Origin of the sequence: Galbitalea soli, from assembly GCF_010686725.1 — a bacterium.
Classification (GTDB): Bacteria; Actinomycetota; Actinomycetes; order Actinomycetales; family Microbacteriaceae; genus Galbitalea; species Galbitalea soli.
In genome coordinates this window covers 191,474-216,879 of record NZ_JAAGWZ010000001.1, presented here as the reverse complement: position 1 = coordinate 216,879, position 25,406 = coordinate 191,474, and the positions used below count along the sequence as shown (strand labels likewise).

Below are 25,406 nucleotides of genomic sequence, written 5' to 3'. Positions count from 1 at the left end.
CGCTACTCCGCCGGCGCCAGGAAGGCGCCCATCGCCCGCGACAGCGCGGCGGGGTCGTCGGCACCGCACAGCTCGCGCGCGGAGTGCATGGAGAGGAGGGGGATGCCCACGTCGATCGTGCGGATTCCGAGACGGGTCGCGGTGAGCGGCCCGATCGTCGACCCGCACGGCACGGCGTTGCTGGAGACGAACTCCTGGTACTCCACACCGGCCTGCGCGCAGGCGCGGGCGAACTCCGCCGCACCTGGCGCATCGGTCGCGTACCGCTGGTTGGCGTTGATCTTGAGGAGCGGGCCGCCGTTCACGATCGGCCGGTTCGCCGGGTCGTGCCGGTCAGGATAGTTGGGATGCACGGCGTGCCCCGCGTCGGCCGAGAGGCACCACGACCCGGCCAGCGCGCGCATCCGCTCGGTTTCGCTCGCGCCCAGTCCGATCCCGATGCGGGTGAGAACATCGGCCAGCAGCGGCCCGCTCGCGCCGGACCGCGTCTCGGAGCCGACCTCCTCGTGGTCGAAGGCGGCCAGCACGGCGATCTCGTCCACGTCGTCGCCGAGGTCGAGCAGGGCGGCGAGCCCGGCGTGAACAGACGAGAGGTTGTCGAGCCGGCCGGAGGCGAAGAGCGTGCCGTCGATGCCGAATCGTGCCGGGGGCTGCGTGTCGGCGACGACGACGGAGTACCCGGTCACCTCGGAGCCGTCGCGGGAGACGAGCCCCGCGAGGTGCCCGACGATGTCGGAATCGTGCCCGGCGAGGCCGAGCACGGGATTCAGATGCCGCTGCGGGTCGAGTTTGAGACCCTCGGCGTTGACGGAGCGGTCGAGGTGCACCGCGAGCTGCGGAATCCGCAGCACCGGTCCCGTGCGGACGAGCGCCGTCTCGCCGTCGCGAAAGACGAGCCGACCCGCGAGTTCGAGTTCGCGGTCGAGCCACGAGTTGTACAGCGGGCCGCCGTAGACCTCGACCCCCGCCTGCAACCAGCCGTTGCTCGCCGTGGTCGGCTTCGGTTTGAGGGCGAAGCCGGGCGAGTCGGTGTGGGCGCCGACGATCCGGAAGGGCGTCACGGGGCCCGCACCCAGCGGCGTCACCCAGGCGACGATGGCGCCGTCGCGCACCACGAACCAGCGGCCCGGGCCCGCGTCCCACGCCTCCGTCTCGTCGAGAGGGCGGAACCCGCCCCCCTCGAGCTGCCGCGCGGCCTCGGCGGCGGCGTGGAACGAGGAGGGGGACGCCTCGACGAAGGCGCCGAGGGACGAGAGGTGCGCGGTCGCGGTCATCAGCGCTTGCGTCGCTCCCGCACTCGCATGTTGACGTTGATGGGGCTGCCCTCGAAGCCGAAGATCTCGCGAAGGCGCCGGGTGATGAATCGCCGGTACTGCGGGTCGAGGAAACCGGTCGTGAACAGCACGAACGTCGGCGGCCGAGACGCGGCCTGCGTGCCGAACAGGATGCGCGGCTGCTTGCCGCCGCGAACCGGGTGCGGATGCTCGGCCGTGAGCTCGGCCAACAGCGCGTTGAACTTTCCGGTGGGAATGCGCTTGTCCCACGACTCGAGCGCGAGTTCGAGCGCCGGGACCAGCTTCTCCATGTGACGCCCGGTCTTCGCCGAGATGTTCACGCGCGGTGCCCACGACACGTGCGAGAGGTCCTGCTCGATCTCCCGCTCCAGGTAGCGACGCCGGTCGTCGTCGAGAAGGTCCCACTTGTTGAAGGCGAGCACGAGGGCACGGCCCGACTCGAGCACGAGGTCGATGATCTTGAGGTCCTGAACGCTGATGACCTCGCTCACGTCGATGAGCACGACCGCGACCTCGGCCTTCTCGAGCGCGGCGCTCGTGCGGAGGGTCGCGTAGAAGTCGGCGCCCTGCGCGAGGTTGACGCGGCGACGGATGCCGGCGGTGTCGACGAACTGCCACACCTTGCCGCCGAGCTCGATCTGCTCGTCGACCGGGTCGCGCGTGGTGCCGGCGAGCTCGTTGACGACCACCCGCTCCTCGCCCGCGGTCTTGTTGAGCAGGCTCGACTTGCCCACGTTCGGACGCCCGAGGAGGGCGACGCGACGGGGTCCGCCCACCTCGCGCTTCGCGACCGCGGAGGTCTCGGGCAGCACCTCCAGCACCTTGTCGAGGAGGTCGGCGACGCCCCGGCCGTGCAGGGCCGAGACCGGCCACGGCTCGCCGAGACCGAGGTTCCACAGCACCGCGGCATCGGATTCCTGCCGAGCGTCGTCCACCTTGTTGGCCACGAGGATGACCGGCTTCTTCGAGCCCCGCAGCATCCGCACCACGTGCTCGTCGGTCGCCGTCGCCCCGACGGTCGCATCCACGACGAAGAGCACCGCGTCGGCGAGGTCGACCGCGACCTCGGCCTGCGCCGCCACCGAGGCGTTGATGCCTTTCGCGTCGGGCTCCCAGCCGCCGGTGTCGACGATGGTGAAGCGGCGGTCGGCCCACTCGGCCTTGTAGTTGACGCGGTCGCGCGTGACGCCCGGCGTGTCCTGCACGACGGCCTCGCGGCGGCCCAGGATGCGGTTGACGAGCGCCGACTTGCCCACGTTGGGGCGACCGACGATCGCGAGCACCGGAAGCGCGGGAAGGTAGACGATCGCGTCCGGGTCCTCGGTCGCCGATTCCAGGATGTCGAGGTCGTCGTCTTCGAGGTCGTAGTCCTCGAGTCCGGCCCGGAGCGCGGTCGCGCGCTGCGCCGCCTCCTCCTCCGTCAGTGCGTTGAGACGATCGACGAGCTGACCATCCAGTTCGGGGAAGTCGTCTTTTTCGTCTGCCATGGGGTGTCCTCAGTCTGTGGGGGTCTCGACCCGCGTCGTGTCGCGCACCAGCGCGACGACCGCGGCGACCGTCTGGTCGAAGTCGAGATCCGTCGAATCGACGGTGGTGACACCGTCTGCGGCATTCATGAAGTCAACGACCCGAGAGTCCTGGGCATCCCGCGAGGCGAGCTGCCGAGCCGTCGTCTCAGCGGAAACCCCTGAGAGTTCCGCGGAACGCCTGCCCATTCTAACCTGTTCGTCTGCGGTGAGCAGGATCCGCACTGCGGCATCTGGCGCCACCACGGTCGTGATGTCGCGCCCCTCCACGATGATTCCCGGCCGGGTCGTCGTCGCGATGATGCCGCGGAACAACTCGACGAGTCGCGCACGCACCTCGGGCACCCGCGCCACGAGACTCACCACCTCGGTCACGCGCGGCTCGCGGATCGCCTCCGTCACGTCCACCGCACCCACCCGCACGGTCGTGTCGTCGGGGTCCGTTCCGATGGAGTAGTCGAAACCCTCGAACGCCGCCGCCGCGGCCGCCGGGTCGGCGAGCGGAATTCCGCGGTCGAGCCCCGACCAGGCGAGCGCGCGGTAGGCCGCACCCGTGTCGAGGTAGGCGAAACCCAGCGCCCGGGCCGCCGCGCGGCTCACGCTCGACTTGCCGGAGCCGGCCGGCCCGTCGATGGCGACGACGATACTCATGAGAATGCTCCCGCGATCTTCCAGCCCCGCGACTCGAGCTCCTCGGCCAGGCGGCCGGCCACCTCGGGCAGCACACCGATCTCGGCGAGGCCGATCTGCGCGCCCGGGGAGTGCTCGAGCCGGAGGTCCTCCATGTTGACGCCCGCCGCCCCGATCTCGGTGAGCAGTCGCGCGAGTTCGCCCGGGCGGTCGGCGACCATGATGACGAGCGAGGCGAAGTGCTTCGCCTGTCCGTGCTTTCCCGGGATGCGGGCGACACCCGCATTGCCCCCCGCGAGCGCCTCGGCGATGGCGCGGCGCGCCCCGGGTGCCGCGTGCTCGCTGAGCGAGGCGATCACCGCGTCCAGCTCGTCGCGGTAGGCGCGCAGCACCTCGACCACGGGCTCGGCGTTGGCGGTGAGGATCTGCACCCAGAGCTCCGGGTTGCTGGACGCGATGCGCGTGGTGTCGCGGAGCCCCTGGCCGGCGAGCCCGACGGCCGCGTCGCTCGCGTCTTCGAGCCGCGCGGCGAGCAAGGAGGAGATGATCTGGGGCACGTGGGAGACGAGCGCGACGCTGCGGTCGTGCTCCGCGGCCTCCATCTCGATCGGCACCGCGCCGAGGTCGAGCGCGAGCGCCTCGATGGTGAGGTCAGCCGTGCGCCGGTCGGCGATGCCGTCGTGGTTCGCCACCACCCAGGGGCGCCCGACGAAGAGGTCGGCGCGCGCCGAGACTGCTCCCCCGCGCTCCCTGCCCGCCATCGGGTGCGATCCGATGTACCGCGACACGTCGGCGCCCAGCGCCCGCAGCTCGGTGAGCGGAGCGAGCTTCACGCTCGCCACATCGGTCACCAGCGCGTGCGGGTGGGCGGCCAGTTCTGCGGCGACGGTGCGGGCCGTGACGTCGGGCGGCACGCAGACGACGATGAGCGAGGGGTGGTCATCCGGTGCCGCGGCGCGACCCGCCCCGTAGTCGATTGCGAGAGTGACGGTGGCGGGCGAGACATCGTCGAGGATGACCTCCACCCCCTTCGCGCGAAGCGCGAGCCCGATACTCGCGCCCAGCAGCCCCGCGCCCACGATCCGCACGGGTCCGCGCGTTCTCGCCTCGCTCATGAGCCCTCCCCCGTCCCGCGCCGCAGGGTCGCGCCGTGGTCGCGCGCGAGCGTCAGCAGCGCGCCCAGCTCGGCTTTCGTGAGATCGCGGATCTGACCGACCTGCAGCGAGCCGAGGGTCAGCGGTCCGAAGCTGCGACGCACGAGGTCGACGACGGGGTGGCCGACCGCGTTCAGCATGCGACGCACGATGCGATTGCGACCCGAGTGCAATTCGATCTCGATCATCGACTGGCCGCGAGAGGCCTTCCCGAGGAGTCGGGCGTTGTCGGCGACGATCTCGCCGTCATCGAGCACGACCCCGGTCGTGAGGCGACGCAGGGTCGCGGCGCTCACGTCGCCCTGCACCTTCGCCACGTAGGTCTTGGTGACGCCGAACGAGGGGTGGGCGAGCACGTGCGCGAGCTCGCCATCGTTGGTGAGGATGAGCAGGCCGCTCGTCTGCGCGTCGAGACGGCCCACGTTGAACAGCCGCTCCTCGTAGCGCGCCGTGTAGCGCGAGAGATCCGGGTTGCCGTTCTCGTCGCGCAGCGAGCTCACGATTCCCGTCGGCTTGTTCAGCATGAGGTACCGCCGACTCGTGTCGAGTTGGATCGCGACGCCGTCCACCGAGACCAGGTCGGTTGCCGCGTGGACGCGCCGCCCCGGCTCCGTGACGACCTCGCCGTTGACGGTCACGCGGCCGGCCGCGATGAGGTCCTCCGAGACGCGTCGGCTCGCGACGCCCGCCGCGGCCATCACCTTCTGCAGGCGTTCACCGTCCGCCTGCGGTTCATCGAAGGTCATCGAATCCCTCCGCTCCGTCGGCGAGCAGGGGCGAGATCGGCGGCAACTCGTCAATGGCGTTGATGCCCAGCTGCGTGAGCATCATGTCGGTCGTCGCATAGTGGATCGCGCCCGTCTCGCTGTCGGTGAACGCCTCCGTGATCAGCCCCCGCCCGAGGAGCGTGCGCACCACAGAGTCCACGTTGACCGCGCGGATCGACGCGATCGCGCCCCGCGTGATCGGCTGCTTGTAGGCGATCACCGCGAGCGTCTCGAGCGCCGCCTGCGACAGGCGCGTCGGGTTCTGGGTGAGGACGAAGTCGCGCACCGCGACATCGAATTCGTCGCGCACATAGATGCGCCAGCCGCCGCCGACCTCGCGCAGCTCGAATCCCCGGCGCACCCCGCCTGACTCGCCGTCGTAGTCGGCGACGAGGGTCTCGACGGCCTGCCGGACGGCCGCGACCGGCGCGCCGAGCGACGTCGCGAGCGAGACGAGGCTCTGCGGTTCATCCGCCACCATGAAGATGGCCTCGAGGGCCCGGGTGAGGTCGAGGGGGTGCGGCTCAGGAGTCATAGTCGGCTCCGAGGTTAGCAAGGCTGTCGTCCGACCAGTGCTCGGCGGTCCAGCGCAGGGTCAGCTCGCCGAGCGGTTCGAGCTGGTCGTAGGAGATCGAGCCCTGACGGTACAGCTCGAGCACGGCGAGGAAGCGCGCGATCACGACGCCCTTCTGGTCGGCGCCCGCGATCAGCTGGCGGAAGCTCATCGTCTCGCCACCGCGCAGGAGGGCGACGACGTGCGCGGCCTGCTCCCGGATGCTCACGAGCGGTGCGTGCAGATGATCGAGTCCCACCACCGGCAGCTCGCGCGGCGCGAAGGCGAGCGCGGCGATCGCGGCGAAGTCGGCGAGCGAGAGGGTCCAGACCAGCTCCGGCGTCTGCTGACGGAAGCGCTCCTCCAATCGCACCGAGCGGACATGCCGGGTGGACTCGGCGTCCATCCGCGCACCGAACCACTGCGCCGCCTCCTTGAACGCGCGGTACTGCAGCAGGCGGGCGAACAGCAGGTCGCGCGCCTCGAGCAGTGCGACGTCCTCCGCGTCGACGAGCTCGCCCTGCGGCAGCAGCCCGGCGACCTTGAGGTCGAGCAGGGTGGCCGCGACGACCAGGAAGCTGCTCGCCTGATCGAGCTCCTCCGGGGAATCGAGACCGCGAAGGTAGGAGATGAACTCGTCGGTGACCCGGCTGAGCGAGACCTCGGTGATGTCGAGCTCGTGTTTTCCGATGAGGGTGAGCAGCAGATCGAAGGGTCCACTGAAGTTGGCGAGGCTCACCGCGAACCCGGAGGGTGCCTCCTCGACGTCGGCGGCGGGCGCCGCGGCAGGAACGCGGGTCGCGACCACGCTAGGCGACGGCGCCGCGGAAGATCAGCTCGCGCGCCAGCTGACGGTAGGCCTCCGCGGCCTGGTGCTCGGGAGCGAAGGTGATGATGGGCGCGCCGGCCACGCTCGCATCCGGGAACTTCACCGTGCGGCTGATCACCGTCTCGAGCACGTCGTCACCGAAGGTGTCGACCACGCGCTCCAGCACCTCGCGCGCGTGCAGCGTGCGTCCGTCGTACATCGTCGCGAGAATGCCGTCGAGGGTGATCGCCGGGTTGAGACGGTCGCGCACCTTGTCGATGGTCTCGACCAGGAGAGCCACACCTCGCAGTGCGAAGTACTCGCACTCGAGCGGGATGAGCACCCCGTGCGCCGCCGTCAGCGCGTTGACCGTCAGAAGACCGAGCGAGGGCTGGCAGTCGATGAGGATCACGTCGTACTCGCCCGTGACCTGGCGCAGCACGCGGGCCAGGATCTGCTCGCGCGCGACCTCATTGACGAGGTGCACCTCGGCCGCCGACAGATCGATGTTCGCCGGAATCACGTCGAGTCCGGCGATCGAGGTGTGGACGATCGTGGACGCCGCGTCCTTCACCGTGCCGAGGAGCAGGTCGTAGATGGTCGTGACGTCGTGCGTCTGCACGCCGAGCCCAGCGGAGAGGGCTCCCTGCGGGTCGAAGTCGATCGCCAGCACGCGCCGACCGCTCTCGGCCAGCGACGCCCCGAGATTGATGGTCGTCGTCGTCTTGCCGACGCCGCCCTTCTGGTTGCACAGGGCGATGATTCGGGCCGGTCCGTGCCCTTTCAGCGACGCGGGGGCGGGAAAGGAGCGAATCGGCCGACCCGTCGGCCCGACTGAGGGGGAAGCGGCGGTGACCATGACGACAGTCTACTTTGGCGTGGGCGCGCGCCTGTCGAGGCGGGCCCGGCGTGTGCCGGTCATCCGCGGGCCCTCGGATGCGCCGTCGTGTACATGTCGCGCAGCCGGTCGGCGGTGACGCGCGTGTAGATCTGGGTGGTCGCCACGGAGGAGTGCCCGAGCAGCTCCTGAACCACGCGCACGTCGGCGCCGCCCTCCAGGAGGTGGGTGGCGAAGGAGTGGCGGAAGGTGTGCGGCGAGATCTCCACAGCAAGGTCGGCCTTCCGCGCGGCCGCCCGGATGATCAGCCAGGCGTTCTGGCGCGACACCCGCTGCCCCCGCGCCCCAAGGAACAGCGCCGGCGTCGACGGGCCGATCACCGAGAACACCGGACGAGCCCGCACGAGGTACGCGTCGATCGCGGCTCGAGCGTAGCTGCCCAGCGGGACGATGCGCTGCTTGCCGCCCTTGCCGAACAGGCGCACGACGTCACCGTCGATCACATCGTCGACGTTGAGGTCGACCGCCTCGGAGACGCGAGCTCCCGTTGCATACATCAGCTCGAGGAGGGCGGAATCGCGCAGTTCACGAGGGCTGTCGCCCGCGACCGCCGCGAGCACCGCGGCCATCTGGTCGACGGTGATGGCCTTGGGCAGGCGCCCGGCCAGTTTCGGCGGGGTGGTGTCCGCACTCGCGTCGACCTCGACCTGGCCCTCCTCCAGCAGGTAGCGGTGGAAGGTGCGCACCGAGGAGAGGATCCGCGAGGTGGAGGCGGGCGACAGCGGGCGCTCGTCGCGGGTGCGGAGCAGCCGGAGCCACTCGGCGAGGTGTGCGGGGAGGATCTCGGCGGGCATCCGCACGCCCTGCTCCTCGAGCCAGGCGAGGTACTGGGTGAGGTCGCGCCGGTAGGCGGCGACGGTGTTCGAGGCGAGGCCGCGCTCGATCGCGACGTACCTCAGGTAGCGGTCGAGGCTTCGGGTGAGGTCGTACTCAGCGGCGGGCATGGGCGGTGAGCGCCGCGATCGCGAGGATGGAGTTCTGCAGTCTGCCCTCGATCACGCCGTCGACGATCTCGTCGAGGGGAACCCAGCGCACCTCGATGTCGGCCTCTTCCTCGCTCCGCTCGTAGACCTGCTCGGTCGCGCTGAGCCCCCGGGCGAGGTAGACCTTGATGAGCTCGTTGCTGCCGCCGGGAGAGGTGTAGAAGTCGATCAACTCCGTCCAGTCGGAGGCGACGAGGTCGACCTCCTCCGCGAGCTCCCGCTGCGCGGCGACGAGCGGATCCTCGTGCGCGATGTCCCGCAGCCCCGCCGGCAGCTCCCAGTCGCGCGACTGAATGGGGTGGCGATACTGCTGGATCACCAGCACCCGCCCCTCGTCATCCATGGCCAGCACGGCCACCGCGCCCGAGTGGTCGACGTAGTCGCGCGCGATCTGCTCGCCGTTGTACTCGAAGACATCGCGGCGGATGTCCCACACCCGTCCGGCGAACGCGAGTTCCGAGCTCACGATCCGCGGCGGAGTACGCTCGTCGCGGATCGGCCCGCGCGCCTCGCCGTCAGGCATCGGCGGGCTCTGCCACCTCGAACAGGCGGCTGGACTGCTGCCGCTCGAGCGCCGCCCCGACGAGGCCCCGGAACAGCGGGTTCGCGCGGTTGGGCCGCGACCGCAGCTCGGGGTGCGCCTGCGTGCCGACGTAGAAGGGGTGCACCTCGCGCGGCAGCTCGACGTACTCGACGAGGGTGCGGTCGGGCGAGATTCCGGAGAAGACCATGCCAGCCTTCGCGATCGCATCGCGGTAGGCGTTGTTCACCTCGTAGCGGTGGCGGTGGCGCTCCGACGCGGTCGAGGCCCCGTAGAGCTCCTCCACGAGGGATCCCGGCGCGAGTGCCGCCTCATAGAGACCGAGGCGCATGGTGTGGCCCATGTCGCCCTTGGCGAGAATGTCGACCTGTTCCGCCATGGTCGCGATCACGGGGTAGACCGTGTCGGGGTCGAACTCGGTCGAGGAGGCTCCCGGGAACCCTGCGACATCCCGCGCGTACTCGATGACCATGCACTGCAGGCCGAGGCAGAGGCCGAGCGTGGGGATGCCGTTCTCGCGGGCGAACTTCAGCGCCCCGAGCTTTCCCTCGATCCCGCGGATGCCGAATCCGCCGGGAACGCAGATCCCGTCGAGGTCGGCCAGGTTGCGGATGACCCCCTCGGGCGTCTCGCACTCGTCGGACGGAACCCACCGCAGGTTCACCTTCGTGTTGTGCGCGAAGCCGCCCGCCTTGAGCGCCTCGGTGACGGAGAGGTAGGCGTCCGGGAGGTCGATGTACTTGCCGACCAGGCCGATCGTCACCTCGAACTTCGGGTCGTGCACGGTGCCGAGCAGGTTGCGCCAGCCGTCCCAGTTCACCTCGCCCGCATCGAGCCCGAGCTGTTCGATGATGTAGGCGTCGAGTCCCTGATCGTGCAGCATCGTGGGGATGTCGTAGATGCTCGGCACGTCGATCGCGTTGACCACGGCCGCCTCATCCACGTCGCACATGAGCGCGATCTTGCGCTTATTGCCCTCGGAGACGGGTCGGTCGCTGCGCAGCACGAGCGCGTCGGGCTGAATCCCGATCGACCGCAGCGCGGCGACCGAGTGCTGCGTGGGCTTCGTCTTCTGCTCGCCCGACGCGCCCATGTACGGCACGAGTGAGACGTGCACGAAGAACACGTTCTTGCGCCCGAGCTCGTGTCGCACCTGCCGGGCCGACTCGATGAACGGCTGGCTCTCGATGTCGCCGACCGTCCCGCCGATCTCGGTGATGATCACGTCGGGCTGCGGTTCGTCGTTCGCCTGCAGCCGCATGCGTCGCTTGATCTCGTCGGTGATGTGTGGGATGACCTGCACCGTGTCGCCCAGATACTCGCCCCTGCGCTCCTTCGCGATCACCTGCGAGTAGATCTGTCCGGTCGTCACGTTGGCCGACTGGCTGAGGTTGATGTCGAGGAACCGCTCGTAGTGGCCGATGTCCAGGTCGGTCTCGGCGCCGTCGTCGGTGACGAACACCTCGCCGTGCTGGAACGGGTTCATGGTGCCCGGGTCGACGTTCAGGTAGGGGTCGAGCTTCTGCATGACGACCCGAAGCCCACGCGCGGTGAGCAGATTGCCGAGGCTGGCGGCCGTGAGTCCCTTGCCCAGTGAGGAGACGACTCCACCGGTGACGAAGATGTGCTTGGTTACGACCGCTGAAGAATTATCCACCACGGGATTACAGCGTATCCCACCGACAGCCTGAGCCGCACCGCCCGACGCGCTGATCCGGGCGCGCGAACTGGTCGCCCACCCGAGGCGGGCGGGATACCGGCGCGCCGCCGGTCAGACCGTCGCGCGATCGTCGGCGGCGAGGTCGAGCAGCTCGCGCGCGTGGGTCAGTCCGCTCTCGGAATCGGGCAGTCCGCTCAGCAGCCGCGCCATTTCGGCCACGCGATCCTCGCCGCTCAGCTGGCGAACGCTGCTCGCGGTCACTGCGCCGTCGACGTCCTTCACGACGGTGAGATGGTTGGTGGCGAAGGCGGCCACCTGCGCGAGGTGGGTCACCGCGATGACCTGCGCGGTGGTGGCGAGACGCGCGAGGCGTCGACCGATCTCGATCGCGCTCGCACCGCCCACCCCCGCATCGACCTCGTCGAAGATGAAGGTCGGAATCGGGTCCGTCGCCGCGATCACCACCTCGATCGCGAGCATGACCCTCGACAGCTCACCGCCCGAGGCACCGCGGGCCAGCGCCCGGGGCTCCGAGCCCGGGTGCGGCTGCAGCAGGAACTCGACCTGGTCTTTTCCCGTCGTCGCGTACTCGGGCCGGTCGCTCAGCTGCACGGTGACACGGGCTGTCGCCATCGCGAGTGCAGCGAGTTCTTCGGTGACCCGCTCGCCGAGCTGCGTCGCGGCGGCCGACCGCAGCTCCGTCAATCGGTCGCCGAGCAGGATGATCCGCTCGCGCAACTCCCCCACCTCGGCCCCGAGCGCCTCGATGCGGTCCGTGTCGCCGTCGAGCTCGATGAGGCGCTCGCCCCCGCTCTCGAACCGGTCGAGAACATCATCGAGCGAGGTCCCGTGCTTGCGCACGAGCGCCCCCAGTTCTGCGCGACGCTCCTGGAGCGTGGCGAGTTCGGCCGCACCGTCTGCGTCGAGCCCGCCGAGATAGTGGGCGAGCTGTGCGGAGACCTCGGCCGCGAGCGCGGTCGCCTCAGCGAGGGTCCCGACCACCGGCACGAGGGAGGCGTCGTGTTCGCTCGCGCGGTCGAGGAGCCGTCGCGCCTGGTCGAGGAACCCGAGCGCGTCGCCCACGTCCTCGCCGGACTGACTCGAGACGAGCTCCTGAGCCTGCGCGGCCGCGAGCCGCAGTTCCTCGAGGTTGCTGAGGCGGTCGATCGTCTCGGCGAGCTGCACGTCCTCGCCGCGCTGCGGCGCGATCGCCTCGATCTCGGCGAGGGCGGAGCGCAGGTCATCCGCCTCACGCCCGCGACGATCGCGCTCCTCGGTGAGGAGGTCGAGCTCGGCCTGCGCGGCCTGCCAGCGGCGGTAGACGGTCTGGTAGTCGCCGAGCACGGCCGCGACCGGCTCCCCCGCGAAGCGATCGAGGGCCTCGCGCTGGGCGGACGCGGAGCGCAACCGCACCTGGTCGGACTGGCCATGCACCACCACGAGGGATTCGCCGATCTCGGAGAGCACCTTGACCGGCGCCGACCGTCCGCCGACCGTCGCGCGACTCCGCCCCTCCTGGGTGACGGCTCGCGTGAGAAGGAGACCGGCCGCGGAGCCCTCGTCATCGAGGTCGCCCCCGGCATCGCGAACACGCTCGGCGACGCTCGATTCCGGATCGATGAGCCAGCGACCCTCGACGACGGCCTGGGTCGCCCCCGAGCGGATCGCCGCCGCGTCGCCGCGCTCTCCCAGCAGGAGGCCGAGAGCGGAGACGACCATGGTCTTGCCGGCGCCGGTCTCACCGGTGATCGCGGTGAAGCCGGGGCCGAGCGGCAGTGTGGCCTCCCCGATGACCCCGAGGGAGCGAATGGAGATCTCTTCGATCACGGTCGGATGATCTCCCCACGCCATCCCGTGACCGGCAGCTCGAACTTCCGCACCAGCCGGTCCGTGAACGGACCCTCGGCCAGCCGTGCCAGACGCACGGGCGTGTGCGACTTGCGCACCACCACCCGGGCGCCCCGCGGCAGGTCGTGGGTGCGGCGCCCGTCGCACCAGAGCACGCCGGTGCCCTGAGTGCGGTCGAGCACCTCGACGGCGAGAGCCGAATCCGGGCCGACGACCAGGGGACGCGCGAACAGCGCGTGCGCGCTGAGCGGAACGAGGAGCATCGCGTCGACGCTCGGCCACACCACGGGCCCACCCGCGGAGAAGGAGTAGGCGGTCGAGCCGGTGGGCGTCGACATCACGACGCCGTCGCAGCCGAAGGAGGAGAGCGGCCGCCCGTCGACCTCGATGACGACCTCGAGCATCCGCTCACGACTCGCCTTCTCCACGGTGGCCTCGTTGATCGCCCAGGTCTCGTAGACGACCTCGGAGTCGACTTTCACGCGAACGTTGAGCGTCATGCGCTCTTCGACCTCGTAGTCCTGTGCGAGTACGCGCGCGACCGTGTCGGTGAGGTCGTCTCGCTCGCTCTCGGCGAGGAACCCCACGTGGCCGAGATTGACGCCGAGCAGTGGGGCGCCGCAGCCCCGGGTGAGCTCCGCGGCACGCAGGATGGTGCCGTCGCCGCCGAGCACGATCACGATCTCGAGTTCGTGGATCGCGACGGCGTCTCCGAGCATCGCGATCGGCCCGAGCTCCGGCGCGAAGGCGCGCATGTCGGCGAGCTCGTCTCCCGACAGCACCGGCGTGAGCCCTGCCTCCTGCAACTGCCTGCAGACCGAGACCGCGGCCTCGAGAGAATCCGTTCGACCGGTGTGAGCGACGATGAGGATGTGCCGCTCAGCGGTCGGGAGATCTGTCACAGGGGAAACCCTTCGAGTGGTCGCGCTCGTCACGTCTCAGCAGTGATTCGCTCCCCCCATTCTGTCGGATTCGACTGCGGCGTGCGGGCCGCGACGCCGCCCTGTGGAGCCCGGTCGCGCAGCCCTCGCTCAGGCGAGGCCATTGAAGACGTCTCGCCACTCCGCGGGGATGCTGCCGGCGCGGGCACTGAACCAGACCAGATACTCGCGGTTGCCGGCGTTGCCCGCGATGGGCGAGTCGATGAGGCCGGCGGTGCCGAGGCCCGCGTCCCAGGCGGCCCACAGCACGGTCGCCACCGCGTCGTGGCGCAGCCCCGCATCGCGCACGATCCCCTCGCGAACACCGCCCTTGCCCACCTCGAACTGCGGCTTGATCAGCAGCACGAGATCGGCGTCGGGCGCGGCGACGTCGCGAAGCGCGGGAATCACGAGCGGGAGTCCGATGAAGGAGAGATCACCCACCACCACGTCGGGACGGTCGGATGACCCGCTCAGCTCTGCGAACCGCGCCTCGTCGAGGTACCGCGCGTTCTCCCCCTCCACCACGACGACCCGCGGGTCGGCCCGCACCAGCGGCGCGAGCTGCGCGTGGCCCACGTCGAGGGCGACGACTCGGCGCGCGCCGCGTTCCAGCAGCACCTGCGTGAATCCACCGGTCGAGGCTCCCACGTCGAGGGCGAGCCTGCCGGTGATCGGAATCCGGAACGCGTCGAGCGCCGCGATGAGCTTGTGGGCGGCGCGACTGACGTAGTGGTCCGACGCCGCGACTTCGATCGACTGCGTCTCCGACACCCGGTAGGAGGGCTTCACCTGGGGCTGTCCGTCGACGGTGACGAGGCCGTCGTCGATCAGTTTCGCGGCGTGGGTGCGCGACCGCGCGAGTCCCCGCTCGGCGAGGGCCGCGTCGAGCCGCGCGTCAGGCATTGCCGCGCGGGGTGTCTCCGCCGTCGAGCCTCGCCTGCAGTTGGTCGTGGATGTGCGCGAAGGCCTCGGCGCGCGCCTCCAGCGGCTGGTCCTCGATCACCCGCAACCGCGACAGCAGCGCACTCGTGTCGGTGTCGGTGTCTCGCGCCTCGCCGGGGTCGGTCATGCTCACGAATATAGCTCCGCGGGCACCTCGAGAGCATAGATCGGCAGCCCCGAGGTCCACACGGCCGCCGCGCCCGCCCGCACCAGGTCCAGCCGGTTCGAACCGCGGTCTTCGATGGTCAACACCGACTCGCGTCGGCGGATCACCGTCTCTCCCACCACCGTCACGATCGACCCGTCGCTGTCGGTGCCCGCCTGAATCACCGGGTAGGGCTCGAACAGTCCGCGAAGGTCGTCGAGGATGAACGTCGGACGCTCCTCCGGCTTCGCCGCGATCACCTGTTTTGCGCCATCGATACCGGTCAGCACCAACGCGGACGGGATCTCGGCCCGGTTGGCCCCCAGGATGTCCGTGTCGAGGCGGTCGCCGATGAACAGCGCCCGGCTCGCGCCGAATCGGTCGACGGCCTGGTGGTAAATCGCCGCCTCGGGTTTGCCCGCCACCACGGGCAGGATCCCGACGGCGGTGTGCACCGCGGAGACCAGGGTCCCGTTGCCGGGCGCGATTCCGCGGGCGACGGGGATCGTCCAGTCCGTGTTGGTCGCGACCCAGGGGATACCGGTGTGCAGCGCGAACGACGCCTCAGCCAGCTGGGTCCAGCCCACCTGCGGTGCGAAACCCTGGATGACCGCCGCGGGCTCATCGAGCGCGGAGTCCGTCGTGCGAAAGCCCGCCCGTTCAACCTCCACGATCAGACCCTCGCCGCCGACCACGAGAATGGTGCTGCCGGCGGGCACGAGTCCCGCGAGGAGCCGGACCGCGGCCTGAGGCGAAGTCACCACGTCGCTCGGCGCGACGGTGAGACCGAAGGTGCTGAGTTGCGCTGCCACTGCGGCGTCGGTCCGTGACGCGTTGTTGGTGATGTAACCGACCCGGGCGCTCGACGCCGCCGCATTTATGCTCTCGACGGCATATGGGATGGCGTCGTGCCCCTTATAGACGACGCCGTCGAGATCGAGCAGCAGCAGATCGACCCCGGACAGCGGCGAAGAGGGGTCAACCATCGACGCGCGCTCCTTCGCCGGGGTTCCCGTCGCCGCCGTCATCGGGGCTGAGTTCGTCGCCGCCGCCGGGCTCGGCGCCGTCCTCCTCGATGATCTCGATGACATCTCCGGCGGTGGGATCGTCGGCGAGCTCCAGCGCCTCTTCAGCGCGCTCAGCCAACTCGAACCACTCGGCGGCCTCCTCCGCCCGACCGAGCTCCTCGAGCACGGTCGCGTAGGCGTCGAACAGCTCAGGGCTGTACGCGAAAGCTTTCGTGCGGTCGAGTTGCGGAATCTGTAGCTCCAGCAGCGCCTCCTCGGTCTGACCCAGATCGAGTCGTGCTCCCGACATCGCGATCGCCAGTTGCACCTGAACACCCACCTCGAGGGATGCCCGCGGCACGGATCGCCCCTCCTCGAGCGCGCGCTCCGGCCGCCCCATCCCCCGCTCGCTGTCCACCATGAGCGGCAACTGATCGTTGCGCCCGGTGATCCGGCGGTAGGTGCGCAGCTCCCGCAGGGCGAGCGCGTAATCCTCCACCGCGTAGGCCGTGATCGCGAGGGTCTCCCGCACCACGCCGATCCGGCCGGCGCGACGCGCCGCCGAGATCGCGTGCTGGTGCGCCAGCGCCGGATCCTCGTCGATCAGCCGGGCCGCCATCACCAGATGCTGGGCCACGCCCTCGGCGTTCTCTTTACTCAGTGTCTTCAGCTCATTGCGCGCGACGCGATCCAGTTCGCTGGCTTCCACGCCGTCCGGGATGACCGGGTCGTCGTGTCGCGATCGCACCGACCGCGTGCCGAACGGGTCGCGGTCCTCGGGCGTCTCGCGCTGCCGGGCGCTGGCATCGTTGCGTGCGGGCTTGCCGTCTCGGGTCCACAGGCGCTTCTCGCCCTCTCGGCGAGGAGGCTGGCCATCGCGACGCGGCGCCTGCCCATCACGACGAGCTTGACCATCACGGCGCGGAGCCTGGTCATCCCGGCGCGGAGGCTGGCCATCGCGGCGTGGAGCCTGGTCGTCTCGGCGCTGAGCTTGGCCATCGCGGTGCGGTTGTCCGTCGCGGCGCGGAGCGCCGGAGGCGGAGGGCCGCCCCTTGGCGGGCCGGGAGTTCTCGTCACGAGGGGAGGCTCCGGAGCGGGGCGTGCCACTTCGGGCGCCCGGACGTCGCTCGCGCTCACCAGGTTCGCTCATGATCGTGTTCTCTCCTCGACGACACGTTAAAGCAAAATGGCCACCCATCACTGGGTGGCCATTTCACAAAGAAGTCCGGCGGTGTCCTACTCTCCCACAAGGTCCCCCTTGCAGTACCATCGGCGCAGAGAGTCTTAGCTTCCGGGTTCGGAATGTAACCGGGCGTTTCCCTCTCGCTATGGCCGCCGAAACACTATTGATTTACAAAAAGTGATTAGACAATCATGACGTTAGTCAATCTTGTTCTGATCCCCGACCGTAAATCGGGAACCACAAAGTGGACGCAAGCGCATGCCTTTTAGGGCAAATCTTCTCATTCATCCTCGAAGGATGGAGTGTTATCAAGTTATCGGCTTATTAGTACAGGTCAGCTGCACGAGTCTTTAGTCCTCGCTTCCACATCCTGCCTATCAACCCAGTAGTCTAGCTGGGAGCCTCTCACCCGAAGGTATGGAAATCTCATCTTGAAGCCGGCTTCCCGCTTAGATGCTTTCAGCGGTTATCCGTTCCGAACGTAGCTAATCAGCGGTGCTCCTGGCGGAACAACTGACACACCAGAGGTTCGTCCATCCCGGTCCTCTCGTACTAGGGATAGCTCTTCTCAAATTTCCTGCGCGCGCAGAGGATAGGGACCGAACTGTCTCACGACGTTCTAAACCCAGCTCGCGTACCGCTTTAATGGGCGAACAGCCCAACCCTTGGGACCTACTCCAGCCCCAGGATGCGACGAGCCGACATCGAGGTGCCAAACCATGCCGTCGATATGGACTCTTGGGCAAGATCAGCCTGTTATCCCCGAGGTACCTTTTATCCGTTGAGCGACAGCGCTTCCACAAGCCACTGCCGGATCACTAGTCCCGACTTTCGTCCCTGCTCGAGTTGTCACTCTCACAGTCAAGCTCCCTTGTGCACTTACACTCGACACCTGATTGCCAACCAGGTTGAGGGAACCTTTGGGCGCCTCCGTTACTTTTTGGGAGGCAACCGCCCCAGTTAAACTACCCACCAGGCACTGTCCCAGAACCGGATTACGGTTCGTAGTTAGATATCCAATATGACCAGAGTGGTATTTCAACAATGACTCCACATGAACTAGCGTCCACGCTTCATAGTCTCCCACCTATCCTACACAAGCCACACCGAACACCAATACCAAGCTGTAGTAAAGGTCACGGGGTCTTTCCGTCCTTCTGCGCGTAACGAGCATCTTTACTCGTAGTGCAATTTCGCCGAGTTCGCGGTTGAGACAGCTGGGAAGTCGTTACGCCATTCGTGCAGGTCGGAACTTACCCGACAAGGAATTTCGCTACCTTAGGATGGTTATAGTTACCACCGCCGTTTACTGGGGCTTAAATTCTCAGCTTCGCCTTGCGGCTAACCGTTCCTCTTAACCTTCCAGCACCGGGCAGGCGTCAGTCCGTATACATCGTCTTGCGACTTGGCACGGACCTGTGTTTTTAGTAAACAGTCGCTTCCCACTGGTCTCTGCGGCCTTCAAACGCTCCAGGAGTAAATCCCTTCACGCCTCAGGCCCCCCTTCTCCCGAAGTTACGGGGGCATTTTGCCGAGTTCCTTAACCACGATTCTCTCGATCTCCTTGGTATTCTCTACCTGACCACCTGAGTCGGTTTGGGGTACGGGTGGCTAAAACCTCGCGTCGATGCTTTTCTTGGCAGCATAGGATCACTGATTTCGTCCGTGAGGACTACCCATCGGGTCTCAGGCTATGTGAACGACGGATTTGCCTATCGTTCGCCCTACATCCTTAGACCGGGACAACCATCGCCCGGCTCAGCTACCTTCCTGCGTCACACCTGTTAATACGCTAGCCGCACCAGCATAGGGTCGTGTGCTAGGCCCAACGCTTCACCCCGAAGGGATCCGTCAAAGGGATTCAGACACTTAGCATTACTGGATTAGCTTGGGCGGTTTTTCGCCAGTACGGGAATATCAACCCGTTGTCCATCGACTACGCCTGTCGGCCTCGCCTTAGGTCCCGACTTACCCAGGGCGGATTAACCTGGCCCTGGAACCCTTGGTCTTTCGGAGGACGGGTTTCTCACCCGTCTTTCGCTACTCATGCCTGCATTCTCACTCGTGTGGCGTCCACGGCTGGATTACTCCGCCGCTTCACTCGCCACACGACGCTCTCCTACCACTCCGTGCGCCTGGACACCAAAGGTGCCTAGCTAATACACGAAATCTACAACTTCGGCGGTGTGCTTGAGCCCCGTTACATTGTCGGCGCGGAATCACTTGACCAGTGAGCTATTACGCACTCTTTTAAGGGTGGCTGCTTCTAAGCCAACCTCCTGGTTGTCTATGCAACTCCACATCCTTTCCCACTTAGCACACGCTTGGGGGCCTTAGTTGGTAGTCTGGGTTGTTTCCCTCTCGACGATGAAGCTTATCCCCCACCGTCTCACTGCTGCGCTCTCACTTACCGGCATTCGGAGTTTGGCTAACGTCAGTAACCTTTTGGGGCCCATCAGCTATCCAGTAGCTCTACCTCCGGCAAGAAACACGCAACGCTGCACCTAAATGCATTTCGGAGAGAACCAGCTATCACGAAGTTTGATTGGCCTTTCACCCCTATCCACAGCTCATCCCCTCCATTTTCAACTGAAGTGGGTTCGGTCCTCCACGACGTCTTACCGTCGCTTCAACCTGGCCATGGATAGATCACTTCGCTTCGGGTCTAGGACCAGCGACTAAATCGCCCTATTAAGACTCGCTTTCGCTACGCATTCCCCTCAACGGGTTAAGCTCGCCACTGATCACTAACTCGCAGGCTCATTCTTCAAAAGGCACGCTGTCACCCCTACTAAGGAGGCTCCAACGGTTTGTAAGCAGACGGTTTCAGGTACTATTTCACTCCCCTCCCGGGGTACTTTTCACCTTTCCCTCACGGTACTTGTCCGCTATCGGTCATCTGGGAGTATTTAGGCTTACCAGGTGGTCCTGGCAGATTCAAACGGGATTTCTCGGGCCCCGTCCTACTTGGGATACTCTTCGAGCCATTGCAACATTTCGACTACGGGGTTGGCACCCTCTGTGACTGGCCTTTCAATGCCATTCGTCTATGCTGCGTTGTAACTCTTGCTGTACGGCAGTAACAGCTGAAAAGTCCCGCTACCCCGACCATGCAACGCCTGCCGGCTATCACACATGATCGGTTTGGCCTCTTCCGGTTTCGCTCGCCACTACTAACGGAATCACGGTTGTTTTCTCTTCCTGTGGGTACTGAGATGTTTCACTTCCCCACGTTCCCTCTGCCCGCCCTATATATTCAGGCGGGAGTCACTAGGTCGTCTTGCAACGCCCAGCGGGGTTTCCCCATTCGGAAATCCTCGGATCAAAGCTCTATTATCAGCTCCCCGAGGCTTATCGCAGATTTATACGTCCTTCTTCGGCTCCAGATGCCAAGGCATCCACCGTCTGCTCTTAGAAACTTGATTTCACATGAGTATGAATCGATCGGCAGCTCTCTCACCCGAGGGTGACATCGCTGCAGATTGACCAATGATTTGGGCCTCTCCACCGAAGTGGAATGACCCAAGTCTTTGTTTGTGATATCTGCGTACGGCCTAAGCCGATACGCATCTATCTAAGATGCTCGCGTCCACTGTGTAGTTCTCAAAATACGGGCGGTATCCCCTGCCGGCTTCTTAGCGAAGACGACACCAGGATCCAGAGGTGGGATCTCACTCATTCGAGCGAGGTCCGGTCCCTCAGGACCCAACAGCGTGCAAAGACCAGGCTCGGCACCCGCTCCTGTTCCTTTCGACCGAAGTCGACGTACTGAGGAGAGAGATTCTTACCTGGTCACAATGTCAATGTTCCACCCATGAGCTAACCACCTCGAGACATTCGCTCGAGAAGTGGCTCTGGAACCGTGGCCTCGCTGTATACAGACGAGCGGTCCAAATGCTCCTTAGAAAGGAGGTGATCCAGCCGCACCTTCCGGTACGGCTACCTTGTTACGACTTAGTCCTAATCACCGATCCCACCTTCGACGGCTCCCTCCAAAAGGTTGGGCCACCGGCTTCGGGTGTTACCGACTTTCATGACTTGACGGGCGGTGTGTACAAGGCCCGGGAACGTATTCACCGCAGCGTTGCTGATCTGCGATTACTAGCGACTCCGACTTCATGAGGTCGAGTTGCAGACCTCAATCCGAACTGAGACCGACTTTTTGGGATTCGCTCCACCTTACGGTATTGCAGCCCTTTGTATCGGCCATTGTAGCATGCGTGAAGCCCAAGACATAAGGGGCATGATGATTTGACGTCATCCCCACCTTCCTCCGAGTTGACCCCGGCAGTCTCCTATGAGTTCCCACCATTACGTGCTGGCAACATAGAACGAGGGTTGCGCTCGTTGCGGGACTTAACCCAACATCTCACGACACGAGCTGACGACAACCATGCACCACCTGTATACCGACCTTGCGGGGAGAACATTTCTGAACTTTTCCGGTATATGTCAAGCCTTGGTAAGGTTCTTCGCGTTGCATCGAATTAATCCGCATGCTCCGCCGCTTGTGCGGGCCCCCGTCAATTCCTTTGAGTTTTAGCCTTGCGGCCGTACTCCCCAGGCGGGGAACTTAATGCGTTAGCTGCGACACAGAAACCGTGGAATGGTCCCTACATCTAGTTCCCAACGTTTACGGCATGGACTACCAGGGTATCTAATCCTGTTCGCTCCCCATGCTTTCGCTCCTCAGCGTCAGTTACGGCCCAGAGATCTGCCTTCGCCATCGGTGTTCCTCCTGATATCTGCGCATTCCACCGCTACACCAGGAATTCCAATCTCCCCTACCGCACTCTAGTCTGCCCGTACCCACTGCAGGCTGGGGGTTGAGCCCCCAGTTTTCACAGCAGACGCGACAAACCGCCTACGAGCTCTTTACGCCCAATAATTCCGGATAACGCTTGCACCCTACGTATTACCGCGGCTGCTGGCACGTAGTTAGCCGGTGCTTTTTCTGCAGGTACCGTCACTTTCGCTTCTTCCCTACTAAAAGAGGTTTACAACCCGAAGGCCGTCGTCCCTCACGCGGCGTTGCTGCATCAGGCTTGCGCCCATTGTGCAATATTCCCCACTGCTGCCTCCCGTAGGAGTCTGGGCCGTGTCTCAGTCCCAGTGTGGCCGGTCACCCTCTCAGGCCGGCTACCCGTCGTCGCCTTGGTGGGCCATTACCTCACCAACTAGCTGATAGGCCGCGAGTCCATCCTTGACCGAAATTCTTTCCACCTACAGAAGATGCCTTCGTAGGTCGTATCCGGTATTAGACGTCGTTTCCAACGCTTATCCCAGAGTCAAGGGCAGGTTACTCACGTGTTACTCACCCGTTCGCCACTGATCCGGAGGAAGCAAGCTTCCTCGTTCACCGTTCGACTTGCATGTGTTAAGCACGCCGCCAGCGTTCATCCTGAGCCAGGATCAAACTCTCCGTAAATGTTTGATTGCACGGTCACAAGTGACCGGCACATCTAGTGCAGCGAGCCGTCGGAATAGACGAACAACGCTGCAAGTTTGATACTGACAAGAACAAACATCATTGCTGACATTTGCTTGTTGTCTTAATTTTTTCCAAAGGAATCTCCTGCATTGTCCCCGCTAGAAACGGTTATCAATGCACGAGGTTTTTGGCATTTGACATTGTGCACGCTGTTGAGTTCTCAAGGATCGGACGCACCTGGCTCCACTGCGTGAGCAGCTTCAACCAGGGCATTTACCTTTTATTGTGTTGCCCGGCGCGCCTTCCGGCGCCGCTTCAGGCAACTTGTCTAACCTATCACTTCGATCGTGTTTGTCAAATCAGCGCTCGCGGTGAAAACCGCTCGCCAAACCGTTTCGACATCCTCTCGGAGTGGGTTATTCATCCTAAATCTCCGACACAGCGCTTTCAAGAGAGCTTTCAGAAGAACTGTGAGCTCTACAAGAGATCGACTGCTGGGAGTTGGATTTAGTCCCTCTTGAGGCCGGAAAGCTCTGCGGCTTTTCCGCACCTTTGGGGTGACAGGTGATTACATTACGGGTGTTCGGGGGGTCGGGCAAATTTCGCCGCATCTCGGGCGTGTCGCATCCGGATACCGCCAGACAGGCGGGTTCAAAGGTCGCACCCACGGCCGCGGGACGGCTGTCGGCCGGCCACGCGAGCGTCGCGCGAAGGCGAAGGACAGCTCGGCCGCGCTACCCCGTGCAGTACTCGTCGGCCCAGTTGTTCAGACCGGAGGCCGCGGCGGCCTGCTGCATGAGCCCGACGTTCGCGGCGTCATCGAGCGTCTGGGTCGCGGTCACCGAGGTGATGATTCCGTGCGCCGCCGATTCGACGAGCTGCACCGAACGCTTGACCCCCGCCGGCGCGGCCGCGACGTTGCGCTGCCAGGCGACATCGAACGCCCTCATCGCCGCAATCGACTGCGGGATGGACTCCTCCGGTGCAGGCCATCCGAAGGTCGGGCTGTCGAGCGTGGCGGGGCTCGCGGTCAGGAGCGCACACAGCGGCGCCGCGGCGGCGAGGCTGGCCTGGGCGCGCGCGCGATCGGCGGCGATGCCTTGCAGCACCACGACGCCTCCCGCGACGACGAGCGACAGCGCGATCGCGATCCCGAGCGCCGACTTCGCCAGGTTGGAGCTCCAGCCGCGCATCCGGGAACTCGCGATGATGTCGACCAGCGCGACGACCACTCCCAAAGGTGGCGCGATCACGGCGAGCACGAGGGCGACCCAGTCGGCGGCCGTGGTCGATCGCCGGCGCGTGCGACGCGGCGCAACGCCGGGATCGCTCACGGATCCCGCGGACGAACGCGGGGCGAGGCCCGCGAACGGGGAGGCCAGAGCGGATGCGCCAGCGAATGGGAACGCGGCGGGAGATCCCGAGTCGAGCGGACGTGAGCCGCCGACCCCCGGAGAGATCGATGGCGCGAGTGCGTGCGGGGCCGCGGCCTGTTCGTTCTGATCGGGGATCGCCAGGAATGGCGCCGGCGTCACCGGCGTCTCGGAGTCGAAGGTGGGGACGAAGGGCGGGAAAGGCGCAAAGGCTGCAGAAGCCGTCTCTGGAGACCGGCCGATCGCGATGCCGGGTGGAGGGGGGAAGGGCGCCGGCATGCCCCGCGGCGGAGGCGCATCGGTGGGGACCACGGCCTCATCCATGCGACTCTCCCCTCGTCGATGGCTACAGGATACCGACGAATTGTCACGGGAGTGTTTCAGCAGGCTAAGAGATTGTTACGCCTGCCAGCGTCTTCTTGCCGCGACGAAGTATGGCGAAACCGCCCGGCAACGCGTGCGCGCCCACCGTCACCTCGTCGTCGCCGACCTTCACATTGTTGAGGTAGACCCCACCCTGGGCGATCGCCCGCCGTGCCTCGCCGAGGCTCGCCACGAGCTCCGTCTCGACGAGCGCCTGCGCGACCGTCAGCGATCCGGGCGCGACGATGCTGGGCAGTGACCGGATCGCACTCGCGAGCGTCTCCGCCGAGAGCTCGGCGAGCTCGCCCTGCCCGAACAGCGCATCCGCGGCGGCGATTGCGGCGAGCGCCGGTCCTCGTCCGTGCACGAGAGTGGTCACCTCGAGCGCGAGCGTGCGCTGCGCGGTGCGACGGTATGGCTCGTCGGCCACCAGGCGGGCCAGCGCCTCGATCTCAGCACGCGACAGGAAGGTGAAGACCTTCAGCCGGTCCACCACGTCGGCGTCGTCGGTGTTGAGCCAGAACTGGTACATCGCGTAGGGGCTCGTGAGCGACTCGTCGAGCCAGACGGCGTTGCCCTCGCTCTTGCCGAACTTGCGCCCGTCGGAGTTGGTGATGAGGGGTGTGCCGATCGCGTGCACCGAGGCACCCTCGGCGCGTCGCACGAGATCCACGCCGCTCGTCAGATTGCCCCACTGATCCGAACCGCCCGTCTGGAGAACGCAGCCGTAGTCGAGGTAGAGCTGACGGAAGTCGAGCCCCTGCAGGATCTGGTAGCTGAACTCGGTGTAGCTGATGCCCTCGTCGGAGTTCAGTCGTGCGCTCACCGCGTCCTTCTTCAACATCGTGCCGACGCGAAAGTGCTTGCCGATGTCGCGCAGGAAGTCGATGGCGCTGAGCGGAGCGGTCCAGTCGAGATTGTTGACGAGACGGGCCGCGTTCTCCCCCTCGAAGCTCAGGAACTTGCTGACCTGGGCCTGAAGATAGCCGACCCACTCGGCGACCGTTTCCCGGGTGTTCAGAGTGCGCTCCGCCGTGGGGCGCGGGTCACCGATGAGGCCGGTCGAGCCGCCCACGAGTCCGAGGGGCCGATGCCCGGCGAGTTGCAGGCGCCGCATGAGGAGGAGCTGCACCAGATTGCCGAGGTGGAGGCTCGGCGCCGTGGGGTCGAAACCGCAGTAGTAGGTGATGGGCGGACCGGCGAGCAGGGCGCGCAGGTCATCCGCGTCGGTGGAGACATGCACGAGGCCGCGCCATTCCAGTTCCGACCACAGGTCGGGGAAGGAGGCGTCGTTGCGCTGTTCGGAGAGTCCTCTGGCGTCGGAACCCGACGGATCAGGAGCGAGGGATGCTGCTGGCACGGGTTACAGGCTAGCC

Annotated in this window: 19 protein-coding genes and 3 rRNA genes; all 22 read right to left on the bottom strand. The window is 66.2% G+C overall.

Features of this window, described 5'->3' with window-relative positions:
• Positions 1-2: 2 nt before the first annotated feature.
• The 22 genes from G3T37_RS00985 to tyrS all read right to left on the bottom strand — a co-directional run bounded on the left by G3T37_RS00985 (position 3) and on the right by tyrS (position 25,390).
• Entirely contained in the window at positions 3-1,274 is a 1,272-nt protein-coding gene (locus tag G3T37_RS00985; protein ID WP_163471614.1) for a M18 family aminopeptidase, read from the bottom strand.
• Complete coding sequence (der, locus tag G3T37_RS00980; RefSeq protein WP_163471613.1) at positions 1,274-2,782, bottom strand: ribosome biogenesis GTPase Der; 1,509 nt, start codon at positions 2,780-2,782, stop codon at positions 1,274-1,276. The genes G3T37_RS00985 and der overlap by 1 nt, the downstream gene beginning before the upstream one ends.
• Before the next feature lie 9 nt (positions 2,783-2,791).
• Positions 2,792-3,472, bottom strand: coding sequence for a (d)CMP kinase (cmk, locus tag G3T37_RS00975; RefSeq protein WP_163471612.1), 681 nt, complete (start codon positions 3,470-3,472; stop codon positions 2,792-2,794).
• Positions 3,469-4,566, bottom strand: a complete 1,098-nt coding sequence (locus tag G3T37_RS00970; RefSeq protein ID WP_163471611.1) for a prephenate dehydrogenase — start codon at positions 4,564-4,566, stop codon at positions 3,469-3,471. Before G3T37_RS00970 ends, cmk begins: the two co-directional genes overlap by 4 nt.
• Positions 4,563-5,351 (bottom strand): pseudouridine synthase, encoded by a 789-nt coding sequence (locus G3T37_RS00965; RefSeq protein ID WP_163471610.1) that lies wholly within the window; start codon positions 5,349-5,351, stop codon positions 4,563-4,565. Before G3T37_RS00965 ends, G3T37_RS00970 begins: the two co-directional genes overlap by 4 nt.
• Positions 5,338-5,907, bottom strand: coding sequence for an SMC-Scp complex subunit ScpB (scpB, locus tag G3T37_RS00960; protein ID WP_163471609.1), 570 nt, complete (start codon positions 5,905-5,907; stop codon positions 5,338-5,340). Before scpB ends, G3T37_RS00965 begins: the two co-directional genes overlap by 14 nt.
• Positions 5,897-6,733, bottom strand: a complete 837-nt coding sequence (locus G3T37_RS00955; protein WP_163471608.1) for a segregation/condensation protein A — start codon at positions 6,731-6,733, stop codon at positions 5,897-5,899. Before G3T37_RS00955 ends, scpB begins: the two co-directional genes overlap by 11 nt.
• A 1-nt stretch (position 6,734) precedes the next feature.
• Positions 6,735-7,592 (bottom strand): ParA family protein, encoded by an 858-nt coding sequence (locus G3T37_RS00950; RefSeq protein WP_163471607.1) that lies wholly within the window; start codon positions 7,590-7,592, stop codon positions 6,735-6,737.
• Positions 7,593-7,651: 59 nt separating this feature from the next.
• Positions 7,652-8,575: a site-specific tyrosine recombinase XerD gene (xerD, locus tag G3T37_RS00945; RefSeq protein ID WP_163471606.1), complete on the bottom strand. Its 924-nt coding sequence runs from the start codon at positions 8,573-8,575 to the stop codon at positions 7,652-7,654.
• Complete coding sequence (locus G3T37_RS00940) at positions 8,562-9,137, bottom strand: NUDIX domain-containing protein (RefSeq protein ID WP_163471605.1); 576 nt, start codon at positions 9,135-9,137, stop codon at positions 8,562-8,564. The genes xerD and G3T37_RS00940 overlap by 14 nt, the downstream gene beginning before the upstream one ends.
• Positions 9,130-10,815: a CTP synthase gene (locus G3T37_RS00935; protein ID WP_422110962.1), complete on the bottom strand. Its 1,686-nt coding sequence runs from the start codon at positions 10,813-10,815 to the stop codon at positions 9,130-9,132. Before G3T37_RS00935 ends, G3T37_RS00940 begins: the two co-directional genes overlap by 8 nt.
• Before the next feature lie 111 nt (positions 10,816-10,926).
• Positions 10,927-12,642 carry a DNA repair protein RecN gene (recN, locus tag G3T37_RS00930; RefSeq protein ID WP_163471603.1) on the bottom strand — a complete coding sequence of 572 codons (1,716 nt, stop codon included), beginning with the start codon at positions 12,640-12,642 and terminating at the stop codon, positions 10,927-10,929.
• A complete protein-coding gene (locus G3T37_RS00925; RefSeq protein WP_163471602.1) occupies positions 12,639-13,565 on the bottom strand; it encodes an NAD kinase in 927 nt (308 codons plus the stop codon). The genes recN and G3T37_RS00925 overlap by 4 nt, the downstream gene beginning before the upstream one ends.
• A gap of 129 nt (positions 13,566-13,694) precedes the next feature.
• Positions 13,695-14,489 carry a TlyA family RNA methyltransferase gene (locus G3T37_RS00920; protein ID WP_163471601.1) on the bottom strand — a complete coding sequence of 265 codons (795 nt, stop codon included), beginning with the start codon at positions 14,487-14,489 and terminating at the stop codon, positions 13,695-13,697.
• Complete coding sequence (locus tag G3T37_RS14535; RefSeq protein ID WP_174247713.1) at positions 14,482-14,655, bottom strand: hypothetical protein; 174 nt, start codon at positions 14,653-14,655, stop codon at positions 14,482-14,484. Before G3T37_RS14535 ends, G3T37_RS00920 begins: the two co-directional genes overlap by 8 nt.
• Positions 14,656-14,657: 2 nt before the next feature.
• Positions 14,658-15,659 carry an HAD-IIA family hydrolase gene (locus G3T37_RS00915; protein ID WP_163471600.1) on the bottom strand — a complete coding sequence of 334 codons (1,002 nt, stop codon included), beginning with the start codon at positions 15,657-15,659 and terminating at the stop codon, positions 14,658-14,660.
• A complete protein-coding gene (locus G3T37_RS00910) occupies positions 15,652-16,428 on the bottom strand; it encodes a tetratricopeptide repeat protein (protein ID WP_338401140.1) in 777 nt (258 codons plus the stop codon). Before G3T37_RS00910 ends, G3T37_RS00915 begins: the two co-directional genes overlap by 8 nt.
• Positions 16,429-16,903: 475 nt before the next feature.
• A 5S ribosomal RNA gene (gene rrf / locus G3T37_RS00905) occupies positions 16,904-17,020 on the bottom strand.
• A gap of 147 nt (positions 17,021-17,167) precedes the next feature.
• Positions 17,168-20,288, bottom strand: a 23S ribosomal RNA gene (locus G3T37_RS00900).
• 480 nt (positions 20,289-20,768) lie between these two features.
• Positions 20,769-22,291: ribosomal RNA gene (locus G3T37_RS00895) — 16S ribosomal RNA — on the bottom strand.
• Together the 16S, 23S and 5S rRNA genes form the textbook arrangement of a ribosomal RNA operon.
• Before the next feature lie 737 nt (positions 22,292-23,028).
• Entirely contained in the window at positions 23,029-23,628 is a 600-nt protein-coding gene (locus G3T37_RS00890; RefSeq protein ID WP_163471599.1) for a hypothetical protein, read from the bottom strand.
• Positions 23,629-24,055: 427 nt separating this feature from the next.
• Positions 24,056-25,390 (bottom strand): tyrosine--tRNA ligase, encoded by a 1,335-nt coding sequence (gene tyrS / locus G3T37_RS00885; protein WP_163471598.1) that lies wholly within the window; start codon positions 25,388-25,390, stop codon positions 24,056-24,058.
• Between the last annotated feature and the right edge of the window lie 16 nt (positions 25,391-25,406).

What these genes read in the sequence shown, in the direction of transcription:
- der (WP_163471613.1), bottom strand. Translation starts at nt 2,782, where the DNA reads ATGGCAGACGAAAAAGACGACTTCCCCGAACTGGATGGTCAGCTCGTC.
- G3T37_RS00940 (WP_163471605.1), bottom strand. Translation starts at nt 9,137, where the DNA reads ATGCCTGACGGCGAGGCGCGCGGGCCGATCCGCGACGAGCGTACTCCG.
- G3T37_RS00970 (WP_163471611.1), bottom strand. Translation starts at nt 4,566, where the DNA reads ATGAGCGAGGCGAGAACGCGCGGACCCGTGCGGATCGTGGGCGCGGGG.
- G3T37_RS00920 (WP_163471601.1), bottom strand. Translation starts at nt 14,489, where the DNA reads ATGCCTGACGCGCGGCTCGACGCGGCCCTCGCCGAGCGGGGACTCGCG.
- cmk (WP_163471612.1), bottom strand. Translation starts at nt 3,472, where the DNA reads ATGAGTATCGTCGTCGCCATCGACGGGCCGGCCGGCTCCGGCAAGTCG.
- G3T37_RS14535 (WP_174247713.1), bottom strand. Translation starts at nt 14,655, where the DNA reads ATGACCGACCCCGGCGAGGCGCGAGACACCGACACCGACACGAGTGCG.
- G3T37_RS00915 (WP_163471600.1), bottom strand. Translation starts at nt 15,659, where the DNA reads ATGGTTGACCCCTCTTCGCCGCTGTCCGGGGTCGATCTGCTGCTGCTC.
- G3T37_RS00950 (WP_163471607.1), bottom strand. Translation starts at nt 7,592, where the DNA reads ATGGTCACCGCCGCTTCCCCCTCAGTCGGGCCGACGGGTCGGCCGATT.
- G3T37_RS00965 (WP_163471610.1), bottom strand. Translation starts at nt 5,351, where the DNA reads ATGACCTTCGATGAACCGCAGGCGGACGGTGAACGCCTGCAGAAGGTG.
- xerD (WP_163471606.1), bottom strand. Translation starts at nt 8,575, where the DNA reads ATGCCCGCCGCTGAGTACGACCTCACCCGAAGCCTCGACCGCTACCTG.
- scpB (WP_163471609.1), bottom strand. Translation starts at nt 5,907, where the DNA reads ATGACTCCTGAGCCGCACCCCCTCGACCTCACCCGGGCCCTCGAGGCC.
- G3T37_RS00985 (WP_163471614.1), bottom strand. Translation starts at nt 1,274, where the DNA reads ATGACCGCGACCGCGCACCTCTCGTCCCTCGGCGCCTTCGTCGAGGCG.